At 66.5% G+C, this 23,573-nt stretch carries 24 protein-coding genes; 10 read left to right on the top strand and 14 right to left on the bottom strand.

The features are described from left to right. Nucleotides 1–10: 10 nt before the first annotated feature. Entirely contained in the window at nucleotides 11–3,358 is a 3,348-nt protein-coding gene (locus EO081_RS02975; protein ID WP_129340439.1) for a S8 family serine peptidase, read from the bottom strand. A gap of 371 nt (nucleotides 3,359–3,729) precedes the next feature. Here EO081_RS02975 and EO081_RS16990 point away from each other — a divergent pair, with 371 nt between their 5' ends. Continuing rightward, entirely contained in the window at nucleotides 3,730–4,242 is a 513-nt protein-coding gene (locus EO081_RS16990) for a type II toxin-antitoxin system ParD family antitoxin (RefSeq protein ID WP_240697516.1), read from the top strand. A 291-nt stretch (nucleotides 4,243–4,533) separates the two neighbouring features. Here the strand turns inward: EO081_RS16990 and EO081_RS02955 are convergent, their stop codons facing one another. The 5 genes from EO081_RS02955 to EO081_RS02935 all read right to left on the bottom strand — a co-directional run bounded on the left by EO081_RS02955 (nucleotide 4,534) and on the right by EO081_RS02935 (nucleotide 8,966). Continuing rightward, nucleotides 4,534–4,824 (bottom strand): ribbon-helix-helix domain-containing protein, encoded by a 291-nt coding sequence (locus tag EO081_RS02955; protein WP_129340438.1) that lies wholly within the window; start codon nucleotides 4,822–4,824, stop codon nucleotides 4,534–4,536. After that, nucleotides 4,821–5,477, bottom strand: coding sequence for a ParA family partition ATPase (parA, locus tag EO081_RS02950; protein WP_129340437.1), 657 nt, complete (start codon nucleotides 5,475–5,477; stop codon nucleotides 4,821–4,823). Before parA ends, EO081_RS02955 begins: the two co-directional genes overlap by 4 nt. Before the next feature lie 204 nt (nucleotides 5,478–5,681). Continuing rightward, nucleotides 5,682–6,524, bottom strand: a complete 843-nt coding sequence (locus EO081_RS02945; RefSeq protein ID WP_129340436.1) for a helix-turn-helix domain-containing protein — start codon at nucleotides 6,522–6,524, stop codon at nucleotides 5,682–5,684. 392 nt (nucleotides 6,525–6,916) lie between these two features. Continuing rightward, nucleotides 6,917–7,894: a replication initiator protein A gene (locus EO081_RS02940; protein WP_129340435.1), complete on the bottom strand. Its 978-nt coding sequence runs from the start codon at nucleotides 7,892–7,894 to the stop codon at nucleotides 6,917–6,919. 610 nt (nucleotides 7,895–8,504) lie between these two features. Beyond that, nucleotides 8,505–8,966 (bottom strand): hypothetical protein, encoded by a 462-nt coding sequence (locus tag EO081_RS02935; protein WP_129340434.1) that lies wholly within the window; start codon nucleotides 8,964–8,966, stop codon nucleotides 8,505–8,507. A gap of 510 nt (nucleotides 8,967–9,476) precedes the next feature. On the opposite strand from EO081_RS02935, the gene EO081_RS02930 reads away from it, so the two are divergent. Together EO081_RS02930 and EO081_RS02925 are read left to right on the top strand one after the other, a co-directional pair. Beyond that, nucleotides 9,477–10,838, top strand: a complete 1,362-nt coding sequence (locus tag EO081_RS02930) for a UDP-glucose dehydrogenase family protein (RefSeq protein ID WP_129340433.1) — start codon at nucleotides 9,477–9,479, stop codon at nucleotides 10,836–10,838. After that, complete coding sequence (locus EO081_RS02925) at nucleotides 10,838–11,857, top strand: NAD-dependent epimerase (protein ID WP_129340432.1); 1,020 nt, start codon at nucleotides 10,838–10,840, stop codon at nucleotides 11,855–11,857. The genes EO081_RS02930 and EO081_RS02925 overlap by 1 nt, the downstream gene beginning before the upstream one ends. 8 nt (nucleotides 11,858–11,865) lie before the next feature. Here EO081_RS02925 and cas5 read toward each other — a convergent pair whose 3' ends face one another. Beyond that, complete coding sequence (gene cas5, locus EO081_RS02920) at nucleotides 11,866–12,429, bottom strand: CRISPR-associated protein Cas5 (RefSeq protein WP_165284463.1); 564 nt, start codon at nucleotides 12,427–12,429, stop codon at nucleotides 11,866–11,868. A gap of 506 nt (nucleotides 12,430–12,935) precedes the next feature. On the opposite strand from cas5, the gene EO081_RS02915 reads away from it, so the two are divergent. Beyond that, complete coding sequence (locus EO081_RS02915) at nucleotides 12,936–13,844, top strand: DMT family transporter (RefSeq protein WP_129340430.1); 909 nt, start codon at nucleotides 12,936–12,938, stop codon at nucleotides 13,842–13,844. Here EO081_RS02915 and EO081_RS02910 read toward each other — a convergent pair. The 4 genes from EO081_RS02910 to petA are packed head-to-tail and all read right to left on the bottom strand — an operon-like array spanning nucleotide 13,841 to nucleotide 17,167. Continuing rightward, complete coding sequence (locus EO081_RS02910) at nucleotides 13,841–14,389, bottom strand: adenine phosphoribosyltransferase (RefSeq protein WP_129340429.1); 549 nt, start codon at nucleotides 14,387–14,389, stop codon at nucleotides 13,841–13,843. The two genes, EO081_RS02915 and EO081_RS02910, sit on opposite strands and share 4 nt — an antisense overlap. Then, a complete protein-coding gene (locus EO081_RS02905) occupies nucleotides 14,386–15,252 on the bottom strand; it encodes a cytochrome c1 (protein ID WP_129340428.1) in 867 nt (288 codons plus the stop codon). The genes EO081_RS02910 and EO081_RS02905 overlap by 4 nt, the downstream gene beginning before the upstream one ends. A 15-nt stretch (nucleotides 15,253–15,267) precedes the next feature. Next, nucleotides 15,268–16,572, bottom strand: coding sequence for a cytochrome b (locus tag EO081_RS02900; protein WP_129340427.1), 1,305 nt, complete (start codon nucleotides 16,570–16,572; stop codon nucleotides 15,268–15,270). Between the two features lie 13 nt (nucleotides 16,573–16,585). Further along, nucleotides 16,586–17,167, bottom strand: a complete 582-nt coding sequence (gene petA / locus EO081_RS02895; protein WP_129340426.1) for a ubiquinol-cytochrome c reductase iron-sulfur subunit — start codon at nucleotides 17,165–17,167, stop codon at nucleotides 16,586–16,588. A gap of 224 nt (nucleotides 17,168–17,391) precedes the next feature. Between petA and EO081_RS02890 the strand changes: the two genes are divergently transcribed. The 3 genes from EO081_RS02890 to EO081_RS02880 are packed head-to-tail and all read left to right on the top strand — an operon-like array spanning nucleotide 17,392 to nucleotide 19,326. Next, on the top strand, nucleotides 17,392–17,847 hold the full coding sequence (locus EO081_RS02890) for a tRNA (cytidine(34)-2'-O)-methyltransferase (protein WP_183947809.1): 456 nt from the start codon (nucleotides 17,392–17,394) through the stop codon (nucleotides 17,845–17,847). A gap of 41 nt (nucleotides 17,848–17,888) precedes the next feature. After that, on the top strand, nucleotides 17,889–18,731 hold the full coding sequence (gene hemF, locus EO081_RS02885) for an oxygen-dependent coproporphyrinogen oxidase (RefSeq protein WP_129340424.1): 843 nt from the start codon (nucleotides 17,889–17,891) through the stop codon (nucleotides 18,729–18,731). Nucleotides 18,732–18,735: 4 nt separating this feature from the next. Beyond that, complete coding sequence (locus EO081_RS02880) at nucleotides 18,736–19,326, top strand: GNAT family N-acetyltransferase (protein WP_129340423.1); 591 nt, start codon at nucleotides 18,736–18,738, stop codon at nucleotides 19,324–19,326. Here EO081_RS02880 and EO081_RS02875 read toward each other — a convergent pair. Continuing rightward, nucleotides 19,302–20,030: a hypothetical protein gene (locus tag EO081_RS02875; RefSeq protein ID WP_129340422.1), complete on the bottom strand. Its 729-nt coding sequence runs from the start codon at nucleotides 20,028–20,030 to the stop codon at nucleotides 19,302–19,304. The genes EO081_RS02880 and EO081_RS02875 overlap by 25 nt on opposite strands. Next, a complete protein-coding gene (locus EO081_RS02870) occupies nucleotides 20,027–20,860 on the bottom strand; it encodes a hypothetical protein (protein ID WP_129340421.1) in 834 nt (277 codons plus the stop codon). Before EO081_RS02870 ends, EO081_RS02875 begins: the two co-directional genes overlap by 4 nt. Nucleotides 20,861–20,923: 63 nt before the next feature. Here EO081_RS02870 and lipB point away from each other — a divergent pair, with 63 nt between their 5' ends. From lipB to EO081_RS02855, 3 genes are all read left to right on the top strand, one after another. Next, nucleotides 20,924–21,631 carry a lipoyl(octanoyl) transferase LipB gene (gene lipB / locus EO081_RS02865; protein ID WP_129340420.1) on the top strand — a complete coding sequence of 236 codons (708 nt, stop codon included), beginning with the start codon at nucleotides 20,924–20,926 and terminating at the stop codon, nucleotides 21,629–21,631. Between the two features lie 66 nt (nucleotides 21,632–21,697). Further along, on the top strand, nucleotides 21,698–21,970 hold the full coding sequence (locus tag EO081_RS02860; protein ID WP_129340419.1) for a hypothetical protein: 273 nt from the start codon (nucleotides 21,698–21,700) through the stop codon (nucleotides 21,968–21,970). 261 nt (nucleotides 21,971–22,231) lie between these two features. Continuing rightward, nucleotides 22,232–22,909, top strand: coding sequence for a hypothetical protein (locus EO081_RS02855; RefSeq protein ID WP_129340418.1), 678 nt, complete (start codon nucleotides 22,232–22,234; stop codon nucleotides 22,907–22,909). 19 nt (nucleotides 22,910–22,928) lie between these two features. On the opposite strand, the gene queE is transcribed toward EO081_RS02855, so the two are convergent. Next, nucleotides 22,929–23,561, bottom strand: coding sequence for a 7-carboxy-7-deazaguanine synthase (gene queE / locus EO081_RS02850; RefSeq protein ID WP_129340417.1), 633 nt, complete (start codon nucleotides 23,559–23,561; stop codon nucleotides 22,929–22,931). Between the last annotated feature and the right edge of the window lie 12 nt (nucleotides 23,562–23,573).

Here is a 23,573-nt window from a genome sequence, read left to right as displayed (position 1 = left end):
CCCGATCCCCTTAGAACCGCATCTTCACGCCCGCCCGATACGAGCGGTTGCGCACATCCTCGCGGCCGACCGTGGCGTCGGTCGCGACCGAGAATTCGAAACGATCGGCCGCATAGGCGAAGCCCGCGGAGATCTCGCCCCAGTCCTGGTCCTGGCCCGCCAGCTGGAACGGCGCGCGGATACCGGTGCCGCCGGCCAGCCCTGCCTGGAACACGCCAGGCCGGTCTTCGAAATCATGGACGAAATAGGCCGAGACCACCGGCCGCAATCCGGCCTGGTCGGCGTCGAGATGCAGCCCTGCCCGCCCCTGAAGACTTAGGAACTTGTCCTCGTCGAGGAACAGCGCAGGCCCGGTGCCGGTCTCGGCGATATCCGTGAAGTCGATCCGGCTCGCGCGGATCGCCACCCGCGGTGCGATGCGCAGCGCTTCGCTGCCGAACGCATAGCTTGCGCCCAGCTCGGTCGACAGCGCCAGCGCATTGTCCTTGCCGCGCAAGCTATAGGCGGTGCCGGCGACGCTGCCCGAACGCTGCGTCTCCGACTGGAAGACGCCGGCGCTGAACTGCGTATCGAGCGCCGGGCCCAGGTCGCCGCCGAGCCGGCCATAGAGCGTGCCCTGGATCAGCGCGCCCTCGGTCAGGCGACCGGCGCGGCGCTCTCCGTCGATGTCCGAATAGGACAGGCCGAAGCCCAGCACGCCCGTGTCGCTCACCTGCGCCTCGACGCCACCGGCGATGTAGAAGCCGTCGAACGGGTCGCGCGTGCCGCCCACGATCGAGTTGGGCATCGCCCGGCTCGATCCTTCCAGATAGCCGCCCGCCAGATAGGCCGAGACGTCGCTCGGCAGCATGCCATCTCGAACATAGGCGGTAGGCGTGTCGCTGACGGTGTCGGCCTGGCCGGGCATGACGATCGCATTGGCCGCGAACTCGAGCGGCTTGCCGATCATCGCGACCTGGCCGCCGGCAAAGTTGCCCGGGCGCATGGCGGCGGTCCGCTCGCGATAGAAGCGCGCCATATTGTCCATTGCGACCGTGCCGATCGAGCGGCGCGTCGTCTCGGTGGTCGGCGCCAGCTCCTCCAGGCCGACGCGGATCGCGCCGACGCTCGCCAGGTCGAGCACGCCATAGGTGTCGGCCAGTGCCGCATAGGCCGAACGGTTGCCATCGAGCAGCCGCGCATAGGCGGTCTGCACGGGCGTCCCCGCGACCACGCCTGCATAGGGTCGCGCGGCGATCGTCGCCTGCACCCGGTCCGCGCCGTAGCGCAGTTCGGGATACAGGATCGCGCTGAACGCAGTGGCGGCGTCGAAGCTGCCGGTGATACCGTCCGACGCGGTTAGCACGGTATAGCTGCTGCCATAGCGCGGCAGCTGGCCGAGGGCACGCAGCGTCAGCGTGCCGCCCAACTCCGCCTGCTCGACTGCCAAGCGATCCGAGCTGCCGCTGGCGTCGATGTCGATCAGCAGCGTGCTGCCTGTGCTCAGCGTCGCGGTACCCGCCACCGACAGCGTGCCGATCGCGCCCGCGCTGCCCGGCGCCACGATACCGCCGGCTTCGGCGACCAGCGACGCAAGCGTGCCGTTGCCGCCCAAGGCCCCGCCATCCGTAACTGTCAGCGCCGATCGCGTGAGGCTCCCGTCGATGGTCAGCAGGCCCTGTTCGGCCCGGGTCGGGCCGCTGTAGCGGTTGGTGCCCGCCAGGATCAGCTCGCCGCCACCGCGCTTGGTAAGGCCGCCGATGTCGCCGGAGAATCCCTCCAGCACCGCATCCGAATAGCGATCGCGCGCATCGTCGATGTCGTTGGACCAGACGTCAACGGTGCCAGCAGCGACACCGACTTCGCGCGTCGCGCGCAGCGCGGTCGGCCCGCGCAGCGCCGTACCCATCTGCGGCGCCCCCCAGCCCGAGGTCAGGTCGACGCCGGGCGCGTCGAGGTCGGCCGAGCTCGACACCAGAATGTCGGAGATCAGCGCGGTGTTATATTCCGGAAACGCCTGCATCAGCAGCGCCGCAAAGCCCGAGATGTTGGGCGCCGCCATCGACGTGCCGGTCAGCGCCGCATAGCCCGGGCCTTCGAAGGTGATGAAGCGTTCGAGCTCGGCGGTGATCAGCGCATCCGCCTGGGTCAGCACTGCAGCCGCGACTTCGGTGCCAAACAGGCCGGCGTTTGAAACCAAGATGTTGGCGAGCGTCGAGGTATAGCCGTCGGGGTCGCCGCCGACGAAGCGTGCGCCATAGGCGAGTGAGATCCCCACCGCCTGCTGCGCAAGCAAGCTCGCCTCGGCCGCCTCGTCGAATTCGCGGCCCTCGATTTGCGCCTCATATTGGCGATCGAGATAGCCGTTGAGCGCGTCGATCCACGCGCCGGTGGCGGCGTTCTGCAGCTCGCCGACGGTCCGCGCGGCATAGATGCCGGGATAGGCGGCCGGCGTATAGGTCGCGCGGATCGCGTCGGTGTCGACGGTGAAGTTGTTCGCGCTCGAGATGATGTCGCTGCCCGGCCCGGCCACGCACCAGGTCGCGGTCTGGCCGCACAGGCTGGAGCTGGCAGCCGCCGTGCCGTCCGCCAGATAATTGGCGACCGACAGCCAGTTGCCACGCAGCCGCGGGTCGTTGAGCGGCGTCACCGCATCAATGCTGGCATGGACGCCATAGCCGTTCCCGGCTGAGAAGACGACCAGCACGTCGTTGTCGAGGATGGGCTTGTAATAGTCGCCCAGGTCCTCGGCGAATTCGGCGCGCACGTCGGCCAGCGACGCATCGAAGGGCAGCGAGGTGCCCGAGCCCCAGCTGTTGTTGATGATGCGGACCTGACCGGTGTTCGCCAAATCGACGATGTTCTGCTGCGCGGTGGCGACATTGTCGCCGTCAAGGATCTGGTCCTTCCACCACAGGAAGTCGCCAGCGGCGAAGTTGGTGGTCGCCGCCAGGATGTTGGCGCCATAGGCGTTGCCGAAGCTCAGCTCGCCCGCGACGCGCCCGCCGGCAGCCGTACCGGCGACATGAGTGCCGTGGATCTCCCACGGGCGGCGCGGATTAACGCGGCCGTCGTTGCCATATTCGGCCGGCACCCCGGTCTTGAGGCCGGCGATCTTGCCTTCGCCACCGAACAGTGGATGGTCGAACAGCACGCCCGCATCGTTGATGCCGATCGTCTGCCCAGCACCCGTCATGCCCATCACATAGGCATATTCCAGGCCGAGGTAGGTCTTGCTGTAATCAACCGCGAACTGCGCATCTTGGCGCCAGCTTTCGAGGGCCGCTTCATAGTCGGTCGTACGCGCGCCATCGGCCATGTAATAGCCGCCGGTGGGCGGCGGCGGCGGCGCGGTCTGTGCCGCGGCGGGCATGCTCATCAGGCAGGTGGTGCACAGGGCCAGAACAGACAGGGCGAGACGCCCGGACGCACAACGAGACTCAACGGCCATTCAATACCCCCTGTTGCGCGGCGCTTGTTCGTGCGCCCGAAACAGGAGCCTATTCGCAAGCTTCAAAGCTTGTCCATGCGCAAGCTGCGCACGGCTCAGACGAACGAAACTTGCGTCTTTTCCGTCACATATCGCCACCGCTTCCGACATGCATACGTGTCGACATTTATACATGTCGCTGGAATGAAGTCCGCTGGCTTGGGCTAGTGGAGGGATGGGATCTCCGTCTTGGGCAAACCTTCGCCTGTGGCCGACCTATGCTAAACTGCACTGATAGTATGATCCCTATGGAGGCAGGCATGGCGACCGTGCGAAAGACCATCACCCTGACCGATCAGCAGAATGCGTGGATCGCCGCCCAGGTTGATGCCGGCAGCTACACCAAGGACAGCGAGGCGATCCAAGACCTCATCCGGCGCGAGCAGGAGCGCGGCCCCGAGATCGAGCGCATCCACCAGGCGCTGATCGAAGGGGAGCAAAGCGGCGAGCCGGAGCCGTTTGATTTCGCCGCGTTCAAGCGGCGTAAAGCCGACAGCATGGCTGAATATCGTCTCACCCCCAGGGCGCAGCACGACCTTGATGGGGTGTTCGACGATAGCGTGGTGCATTGGGGCCCGGCCAGGCGATGCGCTACACCGACCGCATCGAAGCCGCCTGCGCCGATCTGGCCGAAGCGCCGCCGCAGGCGCAAGGCTGCGCCCACATTTGTCCGGGGCTATCTGGCGGCGCAGTGTCGGACAGGATGTCCTCTACTTCCGACCGACACGCTACGGCATCGCCGTCATCCGCATCCCGCACCAGCGCATGGATGAAGGACAGCACCTGTAGGCGCAGTTCCCTGCAGCGCTGCGACTGCTGCCTCTAGGGGAGAAGAATTGCGCCATACTCCTGCGCGCGTAGGATGGTCGCGAGCATCCTCAATGTCGCGCGCGCCTTGGCCGTGAGGTGGACAGTCACCGGCGCTGCCTGTCGCAGCGCCGTATTTCACCTCCAGTCGGTCGAACACCGCCGCGGCGGGCCTTGTCCGGCCTTCCTCCCAGTCGGCCATGCCACGCGCGATCGAAGCGTCAAGCGCGACCAGGGCTTCTCGATCCTGCATCACGTCAGTCCCCCAGCGGGCTCTCGCCATGCTTGCGCAGCACGTCGTTAAACGCCTCGGCCATCAGCGCCTGGAGGCTGCGGCCCTGGCGGCGGGCGAGCATGTGCATCGCCAGCGACATTTCGGGGCTGAAGAAGCCGGCGATCTGCTTGCGGCCCTCGCGGCTTGCCGGGCGTGGCGTTGCCGCCCTGCCCTGCTCGGCTTCCGGCGGGGCGGCCAGGGGCGAGACCGCCGCGGCGGGTGCTGCCGGTGCGGCAGCCCCGCGCAGATTGGCGAAACTGGGCTTGCGGCTCATGCGGCGACCTTCTTCTTGAAACGGGGCGTCGGCATGTAGAGTTGTCGACACGTCCACTTGTAGAGTTCACGCACCTCCTCGGCCGCCTTGCCGGCGGGCTCCAGCTCCATGACGGTGCGGCCTTCGGCGCTGGCGTGGCGATAGGCGGCGCGATCGGGCAGCAGCACGGGACACGGTGGCGTACCGAAGCTCTCCACCAGCTCGCCGGCCTCCTGGTAGATGCGCGGCGCATTGGGCGGGCCGGCGGTGAAGACCACGAACGCGGGCTTGCGCAGCAGCTGGACGAGCTTGGCGGTGGTCTGGATCGCGGACAGGTCGAAGGCGCTCGGCCGGCACGGGATCAGCACCAGGTCGGCGATCTCGACGGCGGCGCGTGCGGCGCTGTCGGCATGCGGCGGCGTGTCGATCACGACCACCTCGGCCCCCTGCCCCTGGGCTTGCGTGACCTTGGCCGCGAGCCTGGGCGGCGGGCTGTCAATCACTTCGGGCGGCGCGTCCTGGCGCCACGCCGCCCATTGGCTGGCGGTCGCCTGGGGATCGGTGTCGATGATGAGCGAGACGCGGCCGGCATCCTGGGCGGCGGCGGCCAGGTGCAGCGACAGAGTGGTTTTCCCCGCGCCTCCCTTCTGGCTGATGATGGCGATCGTCGGCATGACGACTATCCTACATGTCTACAAATCGACAGTCCAACACGAAATGTCGCGATTCCGCAGCGTTCCGCATGCGCACCAGGCGTGATTGGTCCTGCCTTGGCCGCTTGCTCCCGTCGGGGAGCACTGCGGCGGCGTAGCCGGCGCTTCGACAGTGCGGCTAGTGGAGGTTCGGTGATCAGGTGGGATGCTTTCGGCATTGGGCCGTCAGGTCAGACGCCGGCGACCGGCTAGGTCGGCGACTTCCATTTCTTTTGAACTAGATTGGAAGAGCGGTTGCGGATGGTTTTGAGACTCACGCTCCTGACCATCGATCCGGGCGCCGAGCTTGGCGAGCACCTTGCCGAGCGCGCCGCCGACCGTAACCTCCGCCAGTTCGCGGCACGTCAGCTGCGCACGCATCGCGGCCTGCTCCTCGGCACGGGCCGCTGCCTGGTGCACGACATCATCCGGCAAGGGCGCCGGGCGCAGCCAGCGCGGCAGATGCGCCAGCAGCCGCTGGGGCAGGGTGGGGCGATAGGCGTTGGAGGTCTGCTCGTAGCGCGGACCGGGCCCGTCGCCTTCGACCCGCTGAAAACGGCGCTGGCGAACCAGGAAGCCGGCGTTCTCCAGGATGTGCAGCGCACGCGCGACGGTGGCGCGGCCGAGCGCGGTGGCGGCGGCGAGATGGTCGTAGCTGGGGTAGACGCGGCCCCGGTTGAGGCGCGCGAGCGTCAGCAGCTCCTCGTACACGCGCACCGCGCCCGCAGTCATGCCGGCGATCGCGCGCTCGGCCGCGGACAGGGTGCGCCCTTCAACCCGCACCGCGCGCTTGAGCCGGCGGCCGGCATCGAGCGCCGCACGTGCCATGCGCAGCAGCCGGTCGGTCTCGCCCTTGGCGGGGACCGCAAAGAAATGCTCCTCGAAGCTTCCCGCCTCGACGCTGTCGCGCAGCACCGGCGCGCCGGTGCGATGCGGCGCGCCTGAGCGCGCGGGTTTTCGGCGCGCGGTGCCGCCGCAGAACCCGCCGAGCGCCAGCGCGGTCGCTTCCCCCAGGGTAAACGCCGTCATCTTCCATCCCCTCGATGGGGCTGGGACCAGACAAAAAGAGGGCGTGGCGCGAAACGCGCATCCTTGAACCGGAGTTCGAACAGGCGTATCTGGAGGAGGTTCGTGACACCTCGGGTCGACGTTTGGCGACGTCGCTCCATCAAACCTGGGATGCCCGGCCTTCGTGCCGGGCGTTTCTTTATGGGGTCACAGCCGCTTTCCGATCCTGTGGCCGGCACCAGCGCCGACCGAGTCCGATTTTCGCAGCAAAGCCGGCGCGTCGGAAGGGTTTACGGTTCGTGCTTTCGAGTAGGAAAGCACAAAAAAGTTCGTGCTTTCGGATAGAAAATGTCCAACGGATTCGTGCTTTCGAGTAGCAATTCGCCCGGCAATTCGTGCTTTCGAGTAGGAAATCAGGCGACCGGCTCGGCCGCTTCCGGCGCCGATTCGGGTGATTCGGCCGATTCGCCGCCAAGCTCGGGCAGGCGCGGGGTGATGACGACGCGCACCGGGTTGGACTTGCGCCCCCGCCGGCCGGGCTCGGCCGCAGCCACGGTCTCGACCAGCTCGAGCTGATAGTCGGGGATCGCATTGGTCGCGGCGATCTGCTTGAGCGCGTTGCGGAAGTTCGCCAGCGGGTTCTGATAGCCGATCTGGAGGCGGAAGGTGGCGAGATCGACCTCCATGCCCTCGCTGTCGCAGGTCGAGCGCGCTACTTCATAGATCCGCCGCTCGATCGGCCCCAGCTGGAAATAGGCGTGCGCATAGTTGAGCACCTGCCGGTCGCGCAAAATCGCGCGAAACAGCCAGTCGCACAGCCGCACCTTGACCGCCTTCAGCCGCCGCTCGCCGGTCCGCGTCTTGGAATAATGCAGCCTCGCTTCCGACAGCCAGGAGAAGAAACCTTCCTCGCCTTCGCCGCCGGCTTCGATGTTGGTCTTGATCTGCGTGCCCTGCAGCCGCTCCAGCGCCTCGGACAGCCGGCCATAGGACCGCGCCGAATGGTTGCTGCCCGTCACGCTGAACAGATCGTGCGCGGTGAAGACGAAATCCTGCGCGACGTCCTCGCCCGCCTCGATCTTGGCCGCCATCAAACTGGCGATGTAGAGGACGATTTCCTTGTCATAGATGGTGGCAACGCCGCTGGCACTGGGCCGCACCTCGATCGAGACGCGTTCGGTATTGTAGGCGAGCGGCTTCATCCATGCGTTCTTGGCGAGCGCAAAGAACGGAAAGGCCATCAGCGACCGCTCGCCGCGGATCTCGCCCTGCAGGGGACTGTCGAGCAGGAACAGCTCGCCCTGCGGCACCGGCTTGGCTTTGGGCTGGGGCTTGGCCTTGGCCTGGGGCTTGCCGCTCTTGGCGCGTGGGGCGGGGGGCGTTTTGGTCATGGGCTATTTCTACTCGAAAGCACGAATTCGCACAGCCCGGTGGGGAGGTGACGAAGGGGAAGGCGGCATCCGGATCCGAACATTCGTGCTTTCGAGTATGATTTTCCGATCAACCAAGCCGTCTCTGAAGCGCTCGGTGCGGGTTGGGCTCAGCGAGCCTAAGACCGCTTTACCCGCGGCCAATCGCCGCATGACCAGGAACGAGCTGCTATTTTTTCAGAAGCGCGGAAACCGCAAGCAGCGGCGGGATGGCTCAAGCGCCCTACTTGGTGGTATGCGGTCACCTCAAGCGCGGCGGTCCAGCAATGCGACGGGGAACGTGGTTTGGCGTTTTTCAGCACTCGGGCGCTTTATGTCGGAGACTAGCGGGCGCGAGCTGTCGGCGACCCGCCCGCGCTGCATAGGGCGCCTTCTAGGGTCAATCGCCCCTAATCGCCATGGTGCGCTGCCGTCCGGGACGGGAAATTTTCGATGCGGCGGGCACAGCGTTGCACGTGCCGCAGCTGTGATGAGAACCAAACTCCTCGAAGCCGTCCGGAAATGGGTGGGACGCTCCGGCTAGGAAGTACGTCCGGCGGGGCTGCGGCAACGCAGGCGCGCTGCCCACCCGTTATCGGTAGCTGCCCAGAAACAAGTCCCCTGACGCACGGCGACGAAACAGCGTTCTCCAGCGCTGACGGCGGTGTTCGGGGCGGTCATGTGCCAGGTGGCAGCGCTGGCACAGAGCAGCAAGGTTGCGCTGATGGTTGTTGCCGGGATTATGATCCAGATGCGCGCTGGCGAGCACCACCCGCGTGCGTGGCAGCATCGTCTCGCCTGCGATCTCGATCATGCGCAGTTGTTCCGGCAAGCGGTCCGGGGACGCAAGCCCACGCACGCGCCGGCCGCGCGCGTCTCGCCAGTACCGCCGCTCCTCGTCATACCAGCGGCCATCGCCGAGATGCTGCACCCGTGCCCCATGTGGCCGTCCGCAATGCTCGCAGCACCCCTTAGCGCGCTGAAACCGGACAAAGGTCGAAAGCTCGCGCCAATCGATCGGATAGAGCCAGCGATGTTCCGGACGGATCGGCATGATAGACTCCATGAGTCAAACGGCAGCAGAACGAAAGGGGATCACGACATTGAATGAAGCGCCTGCCGGCTTGCCGCGGAGGCGCCGGTCAGACCCGTCGTCCGCATTCAGCTACAGCTTCGCCCCAACTTCCCACCGTCATGTACCGGATGAGTGCATGGTCCCTTTGGACATCAGGCCTGCAATCGAAATCGAACCCCATATTCTATCCTGCCCGGCCTTGGCGTGCTAGTCGCACGGACGGCGTAGTTGCCGCTGGCATTATGGGCGGCTGCCCTCCATTGCCGATCGTGTGCGTCGTGATCGATGTCGCGATGTTCTCTGGCCGGAAATGCTGCAAACCTCTTCCCTTAACTATTCCGACATTTTTAATGAATGACCAAGATCGTGCTCATGGGAGGCTGCCTTTGCCCCTACCAATCCAGTCGGTGTGGTAAATTCACGTTGTGATTGGGCATGATCTGCGTAAATACCCGAACGAATATTAGCGTACAACGCGAAGGAAAATTCATGCGCATTGTCATGATTGGATCGGGATATGTCGGCCTGGTGTCCGGGGCCTGCTTCGCCGATTTCGGTCACGACGTGGTCTGCGTCGACAAGGACGAGGCAAAGATCGCCAAGCTGCGCGCGGGCGGCATTCCTATTTATGAGCCAGGCCTGGACCAGCTCGTCGCGCGCAATGTCGCGGCCGGTCGTCTCTCGTTCACCACCGAATTGGCCACGCCGGTGGCGGAGGCCGACGTGGTGTTCATCGGCGTCGGCACCCCTTCCCGTCGTGGCGATGGCCACGCCGACCTCTCCTATGTCTATGCCGCCGCGCGCGAAATCGGCGCCGCGATTCGGGGCTTCACCGTGGTCGTCACGAAGTCGACCGTACCCGTCGGCACCGGTGACGAGGTCGAGCGCATCATCGCCGAGGTGAACCCCGGGGCCGAGTTCGCGGTCGCATCCAACCCCGAGTTCCTGCGCGAGGGCGCGGCGATCGAGGATTTCAAGCGGCCGGACCGCATCGTCGTGGGCATCGAGGACGAGCGCGCGCGCGCGCCGATGGAGGAGGTCTACCGTCCCCTGTTCCTCAATCGCTCCCCGGTGCTGTTCACCGGCCGGCGCACCAGCGAGCTGATCAAGTACGCCGCCAACGCCTTCCTCGCGATGAAGATCACCTTCATCAATGAGATCGCGGACCTGTGTGAAAAGGTCGGTGCGGACGTGAAGGACGTGTCGCGTGGCATCGGCCTCGACAACCGGATCGGATCCAAATTCCTGCACGCAGGCCCCGGCTACGGCGGATCCTGCTTCCCCAAGGACACGCTGGCGCTGGTCAAAACGGCGCAGGATTATGAAGCGCCGGTACGGCTCATCGAGACGACGGTCGCCGTGAACGACACGCGCAAGCGCGCGATGGCGCGCAAGGTCATCGCCGCACTGGGCGGCGATGTCCGCGGCAAGTCGATCGCGCTGCTCGGCCTCACCTTCAAGCCCAACACCGACGACATGCGCGATTCGCCTTCGCTTGCGATCGTCCAGGTGCTCGAGGACGCCGGCGCCACTGTGCGAGCCTATGATCCGGAGGGCATGGACGCCGCCCGCAGGCTGATGCCGGACATCGTCTACACCGACTCGGCCTATGCCGCCGCGGAGGGCGCGTGCGCGGTCGTGATCGTGACGGAATGGGATGCCTTCCGCGCGCTCGACCTCAAGCGGCTGCGCCGCATCATGACACAGCCGGTGCTGGTCGATCTGCGCAACATCTACCGCCCCGAGGCGGTCGAGGCGGCCGGCTTCACCTATTGCGGCGTAGGTCGGCCGGGGCACGCGAAGCCTGCGACCGACAGTGAGGCGGCTCCGGCGGAAGCGACGGTCGACTGATGCGGTACCTGATCACCGGCACCGCCGGTTTCATCGGGTTCCATCTGGCGCGCCGTCTGCTGGCGGATGGGCACGACGTCACCGGCTTCGACGGCATGACGCGTTACTACGACGTGCGCCTGAAGCAGGCCCGCAACGCCATGCTCGCCCGGTCCGACCGGTTCCGCATGGTAGAGGGGATGCTGGAGGACCGGTCCGCGCTCTATCAGGCCGCCGAGATCGCGGAGCCGGAGGTGATCATCCACCTGGCTGCCCAGGCAGGCGTGCGATACTCGATCGAGGCGCCCGGCACCTACGTCGAGAGCAATCTGACCGGCTCCTGGAATGTGCTGGAGCTCGCCCGCGCGCTCCAGCCACAGCATCTGCTGATGGCATCGACATCGTCAATCTATGGCGCGAATCCGACGGTGCCGTTTAGCGAATCCCATCGCGCGGACGAACCGCTGAGCCTCTATGCCGCGACCAAGAAGGGCATGGAGGCGATGGCGCACAGTTACGCCCATCTGTTCGGGGTTCCGAGCACCATGTTCCGCTTCTTCACGGTCTATGGCCCGTGGGGCAGGCCCGACATGGCGCTGTTCAAGTTCACGGACGCGATCCTGAACGATCGGCCGATCGACGTATACGGCCATGGTCAGATGGCGCGGGACTTCACCTATGTCGACGATCTGATCGAGGCGGTGGTGCGGCTCGTGGACATCCCTCCCGCAGAAGAGAACCGCGTCGTCGGCGAGGCAGCGATCGACGCGCTATCGCACCAGGCGCCGTTCCGGGTGGTCAACATCGGCGGCGGCCAGCCTACCCCGCTGATGGACTTCATCCGGACAGTCGAGCATGCGACCGGCCGCAGTGCCAAGCTCAACATGATGGACATGCAGGCCGGCGACGTGCCGCGCACCTATGCGGATCCGACGCTGTTGCACGCGCTCACAGGCTACACGCCCGACACGCCGATCGAAACCGGCGTGGCGAGATTCGTCGAGTGGTACCGGGAGTGGCGGGCACAGGCGGCGGCCTAGTCCCGGTCTCAGCTGAACACACCCTCTCCTTGCCGGGGGAGCGTCACTACCCCATCGACGGCCTGCGCCCGGAAGTAGCGAAAGCGGCGGGGATCCTTCGGGACTCGCTCGAACGGCAGCCAACCCAGATCCAGTTGCGCCGGGCCATCGAAGGCGCTGTCCAGCGAGGTATGGACGGAAACGAGCTTCAGGGTCGCCGGAAGCTCGAGCAGCCCTAAATAGCCGCTTTCGGGATCGAGGCGCCGCGCTTTGCGAAGAAACATCGACTCATGCGCATCGATGCTGTCCCGCGGCCCGGCGCGCAGGGTCAGTTCGAAGCCGATGTCCAGGGCCCAACACGGCGCCTCAAGCGCCCGCATGACGCCCCTTGGTCCCACAAGGTCAATGGTCCGAACGGGCGCGAGCAGATGGATCATTCGGATGCGCCAGCGGATCGCCGGCTTCCAGTGGATCCTCTCAATGAGCCCAAGCGCCGCGATCGGCGTTATGATGTCATAGCTTACCAGAGCATCGCTGAACTCCGGACGCGGAAAGCAAGCGAGCGCACCGGACACCAGCAACCTGAACTGCACTCTGCGCCCCAACAGCTATCGTGAGTCAATCGTTCGCGCTTTGTGCACGGGCGCGCCACTATCAGCGATTTGATCTACCTCCACATCGGCGGGAGTTTTCGCATGCTGCTGAGATCTTGAGCGTACTCGTTCCAGTATGGACACTCTTTGAGGTGCAACACGCGCCTCCACCCTGCACTATCTCCGTACCGGATGAGCCGTGCAAATCACTCCTCCGAGATGGATGCGTAACCTTGAAGATTTGGGGGAAAGCGATGTCCTGGAAAGCCAAGCTCGAGATTTCCCTGTCGATCATCCGAGCCTGAAGCTCCAGCTTGAATGCGCAAGCCGCGGACGCCCGGTCACCCGGTCACCCCAGCGCTTGAGACTGGCGCCCCCGCGAGCCCGGCGACCCCGCTCGCTAGTTCCTGGAGCGGCACACTAAACTCAGCCTCACAAGAGGCGGACCATCGGGCCGCTCACCCGCCGCGGTTGTGCCCGGTTCCTCCGCCACCTACAGCCGCGACATGCCGGGCGATACCATCCTCAAGGGCGTGGGCCTGCGGCTGCTCGCGATCTTCTTCCTCTCGACCATGTCGGCGCTGGTGAAGCTCGCCGAGGTGCGGGGCGCGACGCTGTTCGAAACCATGTTCTGGCGCCAGTTCTGCGCGCTGCCCGTGGTCGTCGCCTTCGTGGCGATGGGACCGGGCTTGGCGACGCTTCGCACCCGGCGCTTCGGTGCCCATCTGGGCCGCTCGGCAGTCGGGCTCCTCGGCATGGTGTTCACCTTCGGCTCGGTGCTGCTGCTGCCGCTGGCGGAGGCGACCACCTTCCAGTTCACCGTGCCGATCTTTGCGACGATCCTCGGCGCGCTGGTACTGCGCGAGCCCACCGGCTGGCAGCGGTGGAGTGCCGTACTGGTGGGCTTTGCGGGGGTACTGATCGTGGCGCAGCCCGGTGCAGGGCATCCTGTCACGCCCTTCGGCACGGTCGTCGGGCTCCTCGCCGCGCTGTTCGTGGCGATCGTCGCCATCCTGCTGCGCCAGCTCGGGCGGACGGAGAACAGCGGAACCACGGTGTTCTGGTTCTCGCTGCTGTCGCTCCCGCCGCTTGCGCTGCTCTACGCGTTCAACCTGAAGCCGCATGATGCCGCGACCTGGGCTATCCTGGTGTCGATCGGCCTGGTCGGCGGCATGGGCCAGATCGCCCTCACCGCAGCGCTGCGCCATGCGCCCGTCGCCGTGGTGGTACCGATGGATTATTCGGGCCTTGTCTGGGCGACGCTCTACGGCTGGCTGTTGTTCGGCCTGCTTCCGGGATCCGCGACGTGGCTGGGCGCGCCCGTCATTGTCGCCAGCGGCCTCTTCATCGTCTGGCGGGAGCACCGGCTGGGGCGGCAGAAGGTCGCCGCCGCCAGCGCCGTCGAGGACGCCTAGTCCCCTTCGTACGCCACCAGACTGCGAACGGTGATGCCATCCCCCCGCAGCGCGTCGGCACCGCCCAAGTCCGGCAAGTCGATCACGAAGGCTGCCTGAGTGACGGTGGCGCCCGCCTTGCGCAGCAGCCGCACCGCCGCGCGTGCGGTGCCACCCGTGGCGATCAGGTCGTCCACCAGCAGCACCCGTGCCCCGGGGGTACACGCATCGGCATGAATGGTGATTCGATCGGTGCCATATTCGAGGGCATAATCCTCGGCAATGGTGGCGCCCGGCAGCTTGCCGTCCTTGCGCACCAGCAGCACGCCCGCGCCCAGCGCGAGGGCGACGGCCGGCGCGAAGACGAAACCGCGCGCTTCGATGCCCGCCACCAGGTCGATCGGCCCTTCGACCGATGCGACCATCTGCTCGACGGCGAAGCGCAGTCCCTCGGGGTCGAGCAGCAGAGTCGTGATGTCGCGGAACTGGATGCCCGGCTTCGGAAAGTCCGGGATCGTCCGGATGCGCCGCCGGATTGCGTCGGCGGCGCTCTCGGTCGTCGTCAATGCTTCACGCCCCGCCAGATGTTGCGGTAGGCGCCGAAGGTCAGCAGCGTGAAGATCAGCAGGAACAGGATCGTCGCCAATCCCGCCTGGTGTCGCGTCTCCAGGTTCGGCTCCGCGGTCCACACCAGGAACGCCGAGACGTCCTTTGCCATCTGGTCGATCGTCGCGCGCGTGCCGTCCTGATAGGTCACCTGATCGTTGCTGGTGAGCGGCGGCGGCATCGCGATGTTCAGGTTCGGGAAGTAGGGGTTGTAATGCAGCCCTTCCGGCGTCTTCGCGCCCGGGAACTCGTGCACCAGCTCTGCCGGCTGGTTCTGATAGCCGGTCAGCAGCGAGTAGATATAGGCCGCCCCGCCCTCTCGCGCCTTGGTGATCAGCGAAAGATCCGGCGGGATCGCATTGTTGTTCGCAGCCCGTGCGGCGACGTCGTTCGCAAAGGCCAGCGGGAAGCGGTCCGAGGGGATGTTGGCCCGGGTCGCCGTCTCGCCGGTCTCCGGATTGATGCTCGGCTGCTGGATCGCCCACTGGGTGGCGATCGCCTTCACTTCGGCCTCGTTGTAGCCGAGGTCCTCAAGGTTGCGGAACGCAACCAGGCGGAGCGAGTGGCAGGCGGCGCAGACTTCCTTGTAGACCTGGAAGCCCCGCTGGAGCTGCTGGCGGTCGAACTGGCCGAAGGGCCCGTCGCTCGCCAGCTTGAGCGGCTTGTGCTCCCGGTGGAACTCATGCTCCGCGGTGGGTGCGGCAGGCTCGGTGATCAGGCCGTAGACGGTCGTGATGAGCGCGAGCATCAGCACGCCCGCGAACGCGAGACCGATCAGAATGTTCAGGTTGCGCAACGCCAACCGGAAAAGGGAAGAGATCATGAAAGTCGATGCCCCTTATTCGGCCGCGGCCGGCGCGCCGGTCACTGCAGTTTCGCGCATGCGAGAGCCGCTCTTCCCTTCCAGCACCGCCTCGGTAATCGAGTTCGGCAGCGGGCGCGGACGCTCCAGAGCGGAGACGATCGGTACCAGCACCAGGAAGTGGAGGAAGTAATAGGCCGCCGCGATCTGGCTGGCGATGATGTAGGCGGGTTCCGCCGGCGCACCTCCGCAGAAGCCGAGCACCAGCACGTCCGCCACCAGCACCCAGAACAGCGTGCGATACATGGGGCGGAAGTTCGCCGAACGGACCGGCGAGCGATCAAGCCACGGCAGGAAGAACAGCAGCAGGATCGAGCCGAACATCGCCAGCACGCCCCACAGCTTCGCCGGGATGATGAAGTCCACGGTGAAGGCGCGCAGGATCGCGTAGAACGGCCAGAAATACCATTCCGGCACGATGTGTGCGGGCGTCGAGAGCGGGTTGGCCGGAATGTAGTTGTCCGCATGGCCCAGGTAATTGGGCGCGAAGAACAGCAGGGCGGCGAACACGATCAGGAACACGCCCAGGCCGAAGCCGTCCTTGGCGGTGTAATAGGGGTGGAACGGCACCGTGTCCTGCTCCGCCTTCACCTCCACGCCGGTCGGATTGCCCGAGCCGGGGATATGCAGCGCCCAGATGTGCAGGATGATGACCCCCAGAATCACGAACGGCAGCAGATAGTGGAGCGAGAAGAAGCGGTTGAGCGCGGCGTTGTCCGGCGCATAGCCGCCAAGCAGCCAGATGCGGATCGTCTCGCCAATGCCGGGAATCGCCGAGAAGAAGCCGGTGATGACCTGTGCGCCCCAGAAGCTCATCTGCCCCCACGGAAGCACATAGCCCATGAAGGCGGTCGCCATCAGAAGCAGGAAAATGACCACGCCAAGCAGCCACACCATTTCGCGCGGGGCCTTGTACGAGCCGTAATAGAGCCCGCGGAAGATGTGGATGTAGACCACCGCCAGGAACATCGATGCGCCGTTGGCGTGCGCATAGCGCAGGAACCAGCCGGCGTTGACGTCGCGCATGATCGATTCGACCGAGTCGAACGCGACCGCGCCGTTGGCGGCATAGTGCATGGCGAGCACGATGCCGGTCACGATCTGGATCATCAGGGCGGCACCCGCCATGATGCCGAAGTTCCAGAAATAGTTGAGGTTGCGCGGGACGGGATAGCCGCCGCCGATCGCGTTGTAGACGAAGCGCGGCAGCGGCAGGCGGCTGTCCACCCACTGCATCAGCGGGTGCTTCGGCGCATAGTGCTGGGCCCAGGGAAAGCTCATCGCGTGTCTCTCCTCAGCCGACCAGGATCGTGGTGTCGGACGTGAACGAATAGTCGGGAACCGCCAGGTTCAGCGGTGCCGGCCCCTGCCGGATGCGACCGGCCGTGTCATAGGCAGAGCCATGGCACGGGCAGAAATAGCCCCCGAACGGGCCCTTGTTCTCGCCCTCGCCGGCACCCAGCGGAACGCAGCCCAGATGGGTGCACACGCCCAACGTGACGAGCCAATTGGCCTTGCCTTCCTTTGTCCGTTCGGCGAGCGACTGGGGATCGCGCAGGTCCGACAGCGGCACCTTGTTGGCGGCCTCGATCTCCTGCGGGGTCAGGTTGCGCACGAACAGCGGCTGCTTGCGGAACGACGCCTTGATCGCCTGGCCGGGCTCAATCGCCGACAGGTCGAGTTCCGTGGTCGAAAGCGCCAGCACGTCCGCCGAGGGGCTCATCTGGTTGATGAGCGGCAGGGCGACCACGCCCACGCCCACACCTGCAAATGCCACCGCGCCAATGGAAAGATAATCGCGTCGGCGGGGATTCTCGATCACGTCATCGTGCGAGCCGGTCGCTCCGCCGGGGGGAACCTCGTCTATTGTCGCCATGCGCTATTTGCCCCTGCACCCAAACCATTCGGCGCGAACGCGCCTCAGAACTACAGGCAGCCTTGCCATCTATTCGGCTGCGTCAAGTCGCCTTGAACTCCGGCGCCTCCGCAACGTGATAGACGTGGGGGTGTCACTTTGCCAACTGCCCCCAAGCTGCTGCCTGCTCGGCGCCCCTACACGGCCTCGTTGCGCAAGAGTTTGAGGCAGGGCAAAGCCGTGCGGTGCGGATCGCAATGTTTCAGCCCGACATCGCCGGAAACGTCGGCACCATCCTCCGGCTGGGGGCCTGCCTCGGTGTGGGCATCGACCTGATCGAGCCGATGGGCTTCCCTTGGAGCGACCGTGCGCTGGCACGCGCCGGCATGGACTATGCGGCGCAAGCGTCGGTGGTGCGCCACGTGGACTGGGACGCATTCCGCGCACAGCTTCCCGGCCGCCTCGTGCTGCTCACCACCCGCGGCGCGGTTCCGCTGCCGGATACGCGATTCGAGGCGAGCGACACGCTGCTGCTGGGCTCCGAAGGCTCGGGGGTGCCGGAGGCCGTGCATGCGGCCGCCGATCTTGCGGTGGCCATCCCGATGCGTCCGGAGATGCGCTCGCTGAACGTCGCCGTCGCCGGGGCGATGGTAGTGGGCGAGGCGCTGCGCCAGACCGGCGGCTGGCCGGCGTTCGGCTGAGCCCCTCGACTTCGCGCGGGCGGCGCAGCTAAGCCGTCCCGATGGAACCTCTCGACTCCCAACAACTTGCCGCGCGTACTTGGTTCGAGCAGTTGCGCGATCGGATCTGCGCCGAATTCGAAGCGATCGAGCGCGAAGCCGGGTCGGGCGCACGCTTCGACTACAGCCCGTGGGACCGGGTCGATTCGGCCGGAGGCCATGGCGGCGGTGGCGTGCGCGGGTTGATGAAGGGCCGCGTGTTCGAGAAGGTGGGCGTCAACGTCTCCACGGTCGCCGGGACGCTGGAGGGCGGCTTCGCGCAGTCCATCCACGGCGCGGGGGAGAACCCCGCCTTTTTTGCGACCGGCATCAGCCTGGTCGCGCACATGGCGAACCCGCATGTGCCCGCCGTGCACATGAACACCCGCTTCCTGGTGACAACCAAGCGCTGGTTCGGGGGTGGAGCGGACCTCAACCCGCCGATCCCCTATGACGAGGACACCGCCGACTTCCACCAGGCACTGGCGGCCGCGTGCGACCGGCACGATCCCGATCACTATCCGCGCTTCAAAAAATGGGCGGACGACTATTTCTTCATCCCCCACCGCAACGTGCATCGCGGTGTCGGCGGCATCTTCTACGACCATCTGGAAGGCGACTTCGACGCGAACTTCGCCTTCACCCGCGACGTGGGCGAGGCGTTCCTCGCGATCTACCCGGCACTCGTGCGCCGGCGGATGGATCAGGATTTCACCGAGGCCGACCGCGTCCGGCAGCTCGAATGGCGGGGCCGCTACGCCGAATTCAACCTGGTCTACGACCGCGGCACCCTGTTCGGCCTGAAGACCGGCGGCAACATCGACGCGATCCTGATGAGCCTGCCGCCGATGGCGAGCTGGAGCTGATCCCGTGGGGCTGATACCGGTCCGCCCCGACGAGGTCGCCACGATCGTCACCTCGCTCGAGATGCGGTCGAGGCCGCCGCTACGCCCGCTTCCCGACGCGCCGCTCCGGCTCGTCCACTGGCGCGAACCGGATCTCGCCAAGTACCGGGCGCTGTTCCGCCGCGTCGGTGAGCCGTGGCTGTGGTTCTCGCGGCTGGTGATGAACGACGACCGTCTGCGGGCGATCCTCCACGATCCGGGCATCTCGGTGTACGCCGCGGTGGACCCGCGGGGTATCGAGGTCGGCATGCTGGAACTCGATCACCGTCGCGCGGGCGAATGCGAGCTGTCCTATTTCGCCCTCGTCCCGGAACTGGTCGGGCGCGGCCTGGGCCGGTGGCTGATGGCACAGGCGCTGACCCTCGCCTGGCGCAAGGACGTGGAGCGGCTGTGGGTCCACACCTGCACGCTCGACCACCCGCGTGCCCTGGGCTTCTATCGCAAGAGCGGCTTCGTGCCGTTCAAGCGGACCGTCGAGACCTTCGCCGATCCGCGCGCATCGGGCATCCTTTCGCCCGACGCGGCGCCGCATTATCCGCGGCTGCCGCTCGCCTGAGCATAGGCGGACACTCGCAACAGGGCATAGGCGAGCGTCATCCCGCCGTTCGCGACGCCGGCGACGAGCGCCCCCAGGGCAACCGCGACGGCGTTGCCCTGCCCTGCGGACGTAAAGGCGCTGCCAAGCGCCACCACCATCTGCGCGGCGAAATAGAAGACTGCCTGGAGCCCGAGGAGCGCGAAGCCGTTGCCCGCGGTAAGCTGAAGCCCGCGCGCCATGGCCTCGATCGCATTGCGCCGCGGCTCGGCGACGATCGCCGCGGGGATCAGGAAGATACGGCCGACGGCATAGAGCCCGGGCAGCACGAACGCCATCAGCCCGAGCACCACCGCGAACTGGCATGCGATCTGCGCCACCAGAAGCGCGGGGAACCGCCGGAGCGCCACGCCCATCGCGCCCCCAACCGTCGGGCGGCTCGAATCGAGGAACAGCGCCAGGATCGTGCCGGTTCCGAACAGGCCGAGAAGGGTCTGGAGCAGCAGCCAGTGCAGATTGGCGTAGAGATAGGCCTGCATCGACTGGATCAAGGTGGCAGCGTCCGCCGGCGCCGCCGGATCCGACGCCTCCGGCACGACCATCCAGATGGTCGCCGCCATCGTCGGTACCACCAGAAACACACCCGCCAGTGGCAACAGCAGCGCACGCTCGCGCCGCCACAGGGTCCACGCGCCGCCGACTACGGCGGCCATATTCAGCTTCATCGATGTTCCGCCGTTCCGTCCTGCCGTTCGCGTGCCGCAAGGTAGAGCTTGCCGGTGAACCCCCACAGCAGAACGGCCATCGCCGTCTCCACGAGGGTGGTGAGCAGCAACGTCAGCACGGACGCCACGCCCAGGCCGTCGTCGCCGCCGAAGATGACGGCAAAAATGGTGCCGCCCGCGAACCGGACCGCAGCCGTAAGCACCATCGACAGGATACCGTAGAGCAGGAACATGCCGATGATCTTGGCCGCCAGGCCGCGCGTCAGCGCAACGGTGCGCGCGATCGCGCCCAGCCCCCGCCGTTCCTGGAGGACGACAGGCGTCACCAGGCTCAGCCGTGCGGCGACCCACAGCAGCAGCGGGATCAGCACCAGCCCGTAGAGCGCGATCCATGCCGTCGCGACGACGCTGGGCCGCACGCTTTCGCCCGCTGCCGCGGCCACGAAGTCGAAGCCATATGCCACGAGGATCCCCGCCGCCGGCATCGCCAGCAGCAAGAGCAGCGCGGTCAACAGAACGGCAAAGCCGATCACCACCGGCAGGCGCAATCCGGCCTGACGAAGCGCCGCGCGCGGACTGTCGAGCCCGGCGGCCAGGGCAAGGATCGCAAGCTCGGCCCACAGCATCAGCAGCCCAGCTACGAGCCGCACCGGCATCCAGGCCCCGCCCGATGCGCCGACGTTCTGCGCAGCGGCAGCTTCGGCCAGCCCGCCGATCATCCCGGGCACGAACAGTGCCGGCAGCGCCAAGGCGACCAGCGCGGCGCGGCGTGCACGGAGGAAGGCAGCGGTGCGATCCCACACCTGCTCCATCTCGACCATGGCCCGCATCGGCGCCCCGTTCCCCACTGGTTGCATGACGCGTGGCTGTACCTGTGCTACCGGGGCTTGCCAATGCTTACCCCCGACACGCCCGCCTCGCCCCGCCCCCCGCTCCCTGAATGGCGCATCGAGCCTGGCCTCACCGACTATCCTCGGGCCCTGGCAACCATGGAGGCGCGGGCAGCCGCGATCGCGGACGGCGCCGCAGGCGAACTGGTGTGGCTGGTCGAGCATCCGCCGCTCTACACCGCGGGAACCAGCGCCGATCCGGCCGAACTGCTCGACCCGCGCTTCCCGGTCTATCCGGCGGGCCGTGGCGGCCGCTACACCTACCATGGCCCCGGTCAGCGGGTCGGCTATCTGATGCTGAACCTCGCGCAGCGCGGGCGCGACGTCCGCTGCTTCGTCCACGCCGTCGAGCAATGGATCATCCGCGCCCTCGCGCGGCTGGAGGTAAAGGCGTTCTCGGTGCCCGAGCGGATCGGAATCTGGACCCGCGATGGCGGGCAGGAGGCAAAGATCGGCGCGATCGGCGTTCGCGTGCGACGCTGGGTCACTTTTCACGGCTTTTCTGTCAATCTGTCTCCGGACCTCGCCCACTTCGGCGGGATCGTGCCGTGCGGCCTTCCCGAATTCCCAGTAACCAGCCTCGAACAGCTTGGGCGGGATGCCCGTCAGGAGAGCTTCGACGCGGCACTTTTGCTGGAATTTCCGACGTTGCTGGAGTCACTCACCGCATCGCGCGAAAACCCGCTTGAGGGCTGCTCGCGAACCGACTAATGTCCATCCCTGGTTGGGTATTAAACGGCAGATAAGCCGCCAAACCACTTGTTTAGGGAGCTCTACATGCGCGCAATCATTTCCAAGATCGTTACCAGCTCGATGGTCGCCGGTGCGGCGCTGATGGTCGCAGCTTGCGGCGACTCGGCCGAGACCACCACCGACAACACGATCGTGACCGATCTGAACTCGACCGACACCTCGCTCGACGGCACGATGACCGACAACATGACCGCCGTTGACGGCGCCATGGGCAACGACGCGATGCTCGCGAACGACACCATGCTCGCGAACGACACCGCGCTGGGCAACGACACCGCGACCACCAACGCGATGTAATCAGACGCTTCGGCGTCTGTTCAGCAAAGGCCGTCCGGGCGACCGGGCGGCCTTTGTTTTTTGGGACGCCGCGGACGGCCTGGGAGCCGCCCTGCTCAGCTGCCGCAGCGCAGCAAGCGACCGGATCAAGAATCCGTTGAATCCCAAGTAGCTGACTGCGGATGGGCGATCGCCACCGGCGAGCAAAAAGGGTCTTGGCGACGCACGGCAAAACCCCGTAACCCCTTCTCGTGGCGCCGCATTGGCGCTTGAGAGGATCCCATGAAGTCAGTGCGAACCCTGATCGCCGGCGCGGCCCTTGCCGCAGCGACCTACGCCGCCCCCGCCTCGGCGCAGTTCTTCTTCAAGTCGCCCGAGCTGTCCGGCCCGCGCGTGACCGGCGCCGAGCCCGGCATCACCGTCCAGGCGCTTCCCGGCGCCACCGGGGACGAGTTGCGCGCGGCCCTTGCCTGGAACCTGCGTGCCGGCCTCAACGTCGCCGCGCTCCAGTGCCAGTTCGAACCCACGCTGCTGACGCTCAACAACTACAATGATCTGCTCGACACGCACGCGGACGAGCTGAAGCGCAGCTATGAGGTTCTGGCGAAATATTTCGAGCGCAATGCCAAGACCAAGAAGGAAGGGCAGACCGCGCTCGACCAGTTTGGCACCCGCGTCTACTCGAGCTTCTCGACGGTGTCGGCACAGCTCAACTTCTGCCAGGCAGCTGGCGAGATCGGCCAGGAGGCGGTGTTCACGCCCAAGGGCCAGTTCGGCCTGCTTGCGGAACAGCAGATGCGCAAGCTGCGCAACAGCCTGGTTCCCGCCAGCGAGCAGCAGTTCCCCGGCGGCTTCTACCAGCGCCCGCTCACCAACGTGGAGCCGCTCACCCGGCCGAAATGCTGGAAGAAGGGCATCTGGCAGGACAGGCGCTGCGGCGCCTATCCGCTGCTCGGCTGATCCGGACCCGGGCTGCGGATCAGCGCAGCCCCAGCAGCTTGTGCGTCTGGAGAGACAGGCGCCACTTCGGCCGGGCGAGCACCAGCGCTACGGCCGCCTCGCGGTTCGCGTCTGCCTGGGGATCGTCGAGCGGCTGGGCGAGGAAGTTCGCGAAGTTCCAGCCTTCAATCTCCGCCGGGTCCAGACCCGGCTGCGGCCATACGAGCTTCAGTTCATCGCCGCTGCGTTGCACCACCGTGCTGCCGGCTTTGGGGCTGATGCAGACCCAGTCGATTCCCGGGTGCGCGGCGATCGTGCCGTTGCTCTCGATCGCGATGGTGAAGCCGGCTGCGTGCAGCGCCTCCACCAGCGAATCGTCGATCTGGAGCATGGGCTCCCCGCCCGTCAGCACGACGAACCGGCGCTCGAAGCCGGCCCCCCAGAAGCCCTCGACCGCGGCGACCAGGGCAGCCGCATCGGCGAACTTGCCCCCGCCCTCGCCATCCGTCCCGACGAAGTCGGTGTCGCAGAAGCGGCAGATGGCGCTGGCGCGGTCGACCTCGCGCCCGCTCCACAGGTTGCACCCGGCGAAGCGCACGAACACCGCCCGGCGACCGGCATGCACGCCCTCCCCCTGCAGCGTCAGGAACATCTCCTTGACGGCGTAGCTCACGATCCCGGCGTC

This window comes from Sphingomonas desiccabilis, assembly GCF_004135605.1.
GTDB lineage: Bacteria > Pseudomonadota > Alphaproteobacteria > Sphingomonadales > Sphingomonadaceae > Sphingomonas > Sphingomonas desiccabilis.
This window is presented reverse-complemented; position numbering and strand designations above follow the sequence as displayed.

What these genes read in the sequence shown, in the direction of transcription:
- EO081_RS02915 (WP_129340430.1), top strand. Translation starts at nt 12,936, where the DNA reads ATGCCGGGCGATACCATCCTCAAGGGCGTGGGCCTGCGGCTGCTCGCG.
- EO081_RS02900 (WP_129340427.1), bottom strand. Translation starts at nt 16,572, where the DNA reads ATGAGCTTTCCCTGGGCCCAGCACTATGCGCCGAAGCACCCGCTGATG.
- EO081_RS02925 (WP_129340432.1), top strand. Translation starts at nt 10,838, where the DNA reads ATGCGGTACCTGATCACCGGCACCGCCGGTTTCATCGGGTTCCATCTG.
- EO081_RS02940 (WP_129340435.1), bottom strand. Translation starts at nt 7,894, where the DNA reads ATGACCAAAACGCCCCCCGCCCCACGCGCCAAGAGCGGCAAGCCCCAG.
- EO081_RS02875 (WP_129340422.1), bottom strand. Translation starts at nt 20,030, where the DNA reads ATGAAGCTGAATATGGCCGCCGTAGTCGGCGGCGCGTGGACCCTGTGG.
- EO081_RS16990 (WP_240697516.1), top strand. Translation starts at nt 3,730, where the DNA reads ATGGCGACCGTGCGAAAGACCATCACCCTGACCGATCAGCAGAATGCG.
- hemF (WP_129340424.1), top strand. Translation starts at nt 17,889, where the DNA reads ATGGAACCTCTCGACTCCCAACAACTTGCCGCGCGTACTTGGTTCGAG.
- EO081_RS02955 (WP_129340438.1), bottom strand. Translation starts at nt 4,824, where the DNA reads ATGAGCCGCAAGCCCAGTTTCGCCAATCTGCGCGGGGCTGCCGCACCG.
- EO081_RS02855 (WP_129340418.1), top strand. Translation starts at nt 22,232, where the DNA reads ATGAAGTCAGTGCGAACCCTGATCGCCGGCGCGGCCCTTGCCGCAGCG.
- lipB (WP_129340420.1), top strand. Translation starts at nt 20,924, where the DNA reads ATGCTTACCCCCGACACGCCCGCCTCGCCCCGCCCCCCGCTCCCTGAA.
- EO081_RS02975 (WP_129340439.1), bottom strand. Translation starts at nt 3,358, where the DNA reads ATGAGCATGCCCGCCGCGGCACAGACCGCGCCGCCGCCGCCGCCCACC.
- EO081_RS02930 (WP_129340433.1), top strand. Translation starts at nt 9,477, where the DNA reads ATGCGCATTGTCATGATTGGATCGGGATATGTCGGCCTGGTGTCCGGG.
- parA (WP_129340437.1), bottom strand. Translation starts at nt 5,477, where the DNA reads ATGCCGACGATCGCCATCATCAGCCAGAAGGGAGGCGCGGGGAAAACC.
- EO081_RS02870 (WP_129340421.1), bottom strand. Translation starts at nt 20,860, where the DNA reads ATGCGGGCCATGGTCGAGATGGAGCAGGTGTGGGATCGCACCGCTGCC.
- EO081_RS02935 (WP_129340434.1), bottom strand. Translation starts at nt 8,966, where the DNA reads ATGCCGATCCGTCCGGAACATCGCTGGCTCTATCCGATCGATTGGCGC.
- EO081_RS02905 (WP_129340428.1), bottom strand. Translation starts at nt 15,252, where the DNA reads ATGATCTCTTCCCTTTTCCGGTTGGCGTTGCGCAACCTGAACATTCTG.
- petA (WP_129340426.1), bottom strand. Translation starts at nt 17,167, where the DNA reads ATGGCGACAATAGACGAGGTTCCCCCCGGCGGAGCGACCGGCTCGCAC.
- EO081_RS02860 (WP_129340419.1), top strand. Translation starts at nt 21,698, where the DNA reads ATGCGCGCAATCATTTCCAAGATCGTTACCAGCTCGATGGTCGCCGGT.
- EO081_RS02945 (WP_129340436.1), bottom strand. Translation starts at nt 6,524, where the DNA reads ATGACGGCGTTTACCCTGGGGGAAGCGACCGCGCTGGCGCTCGGCGGG.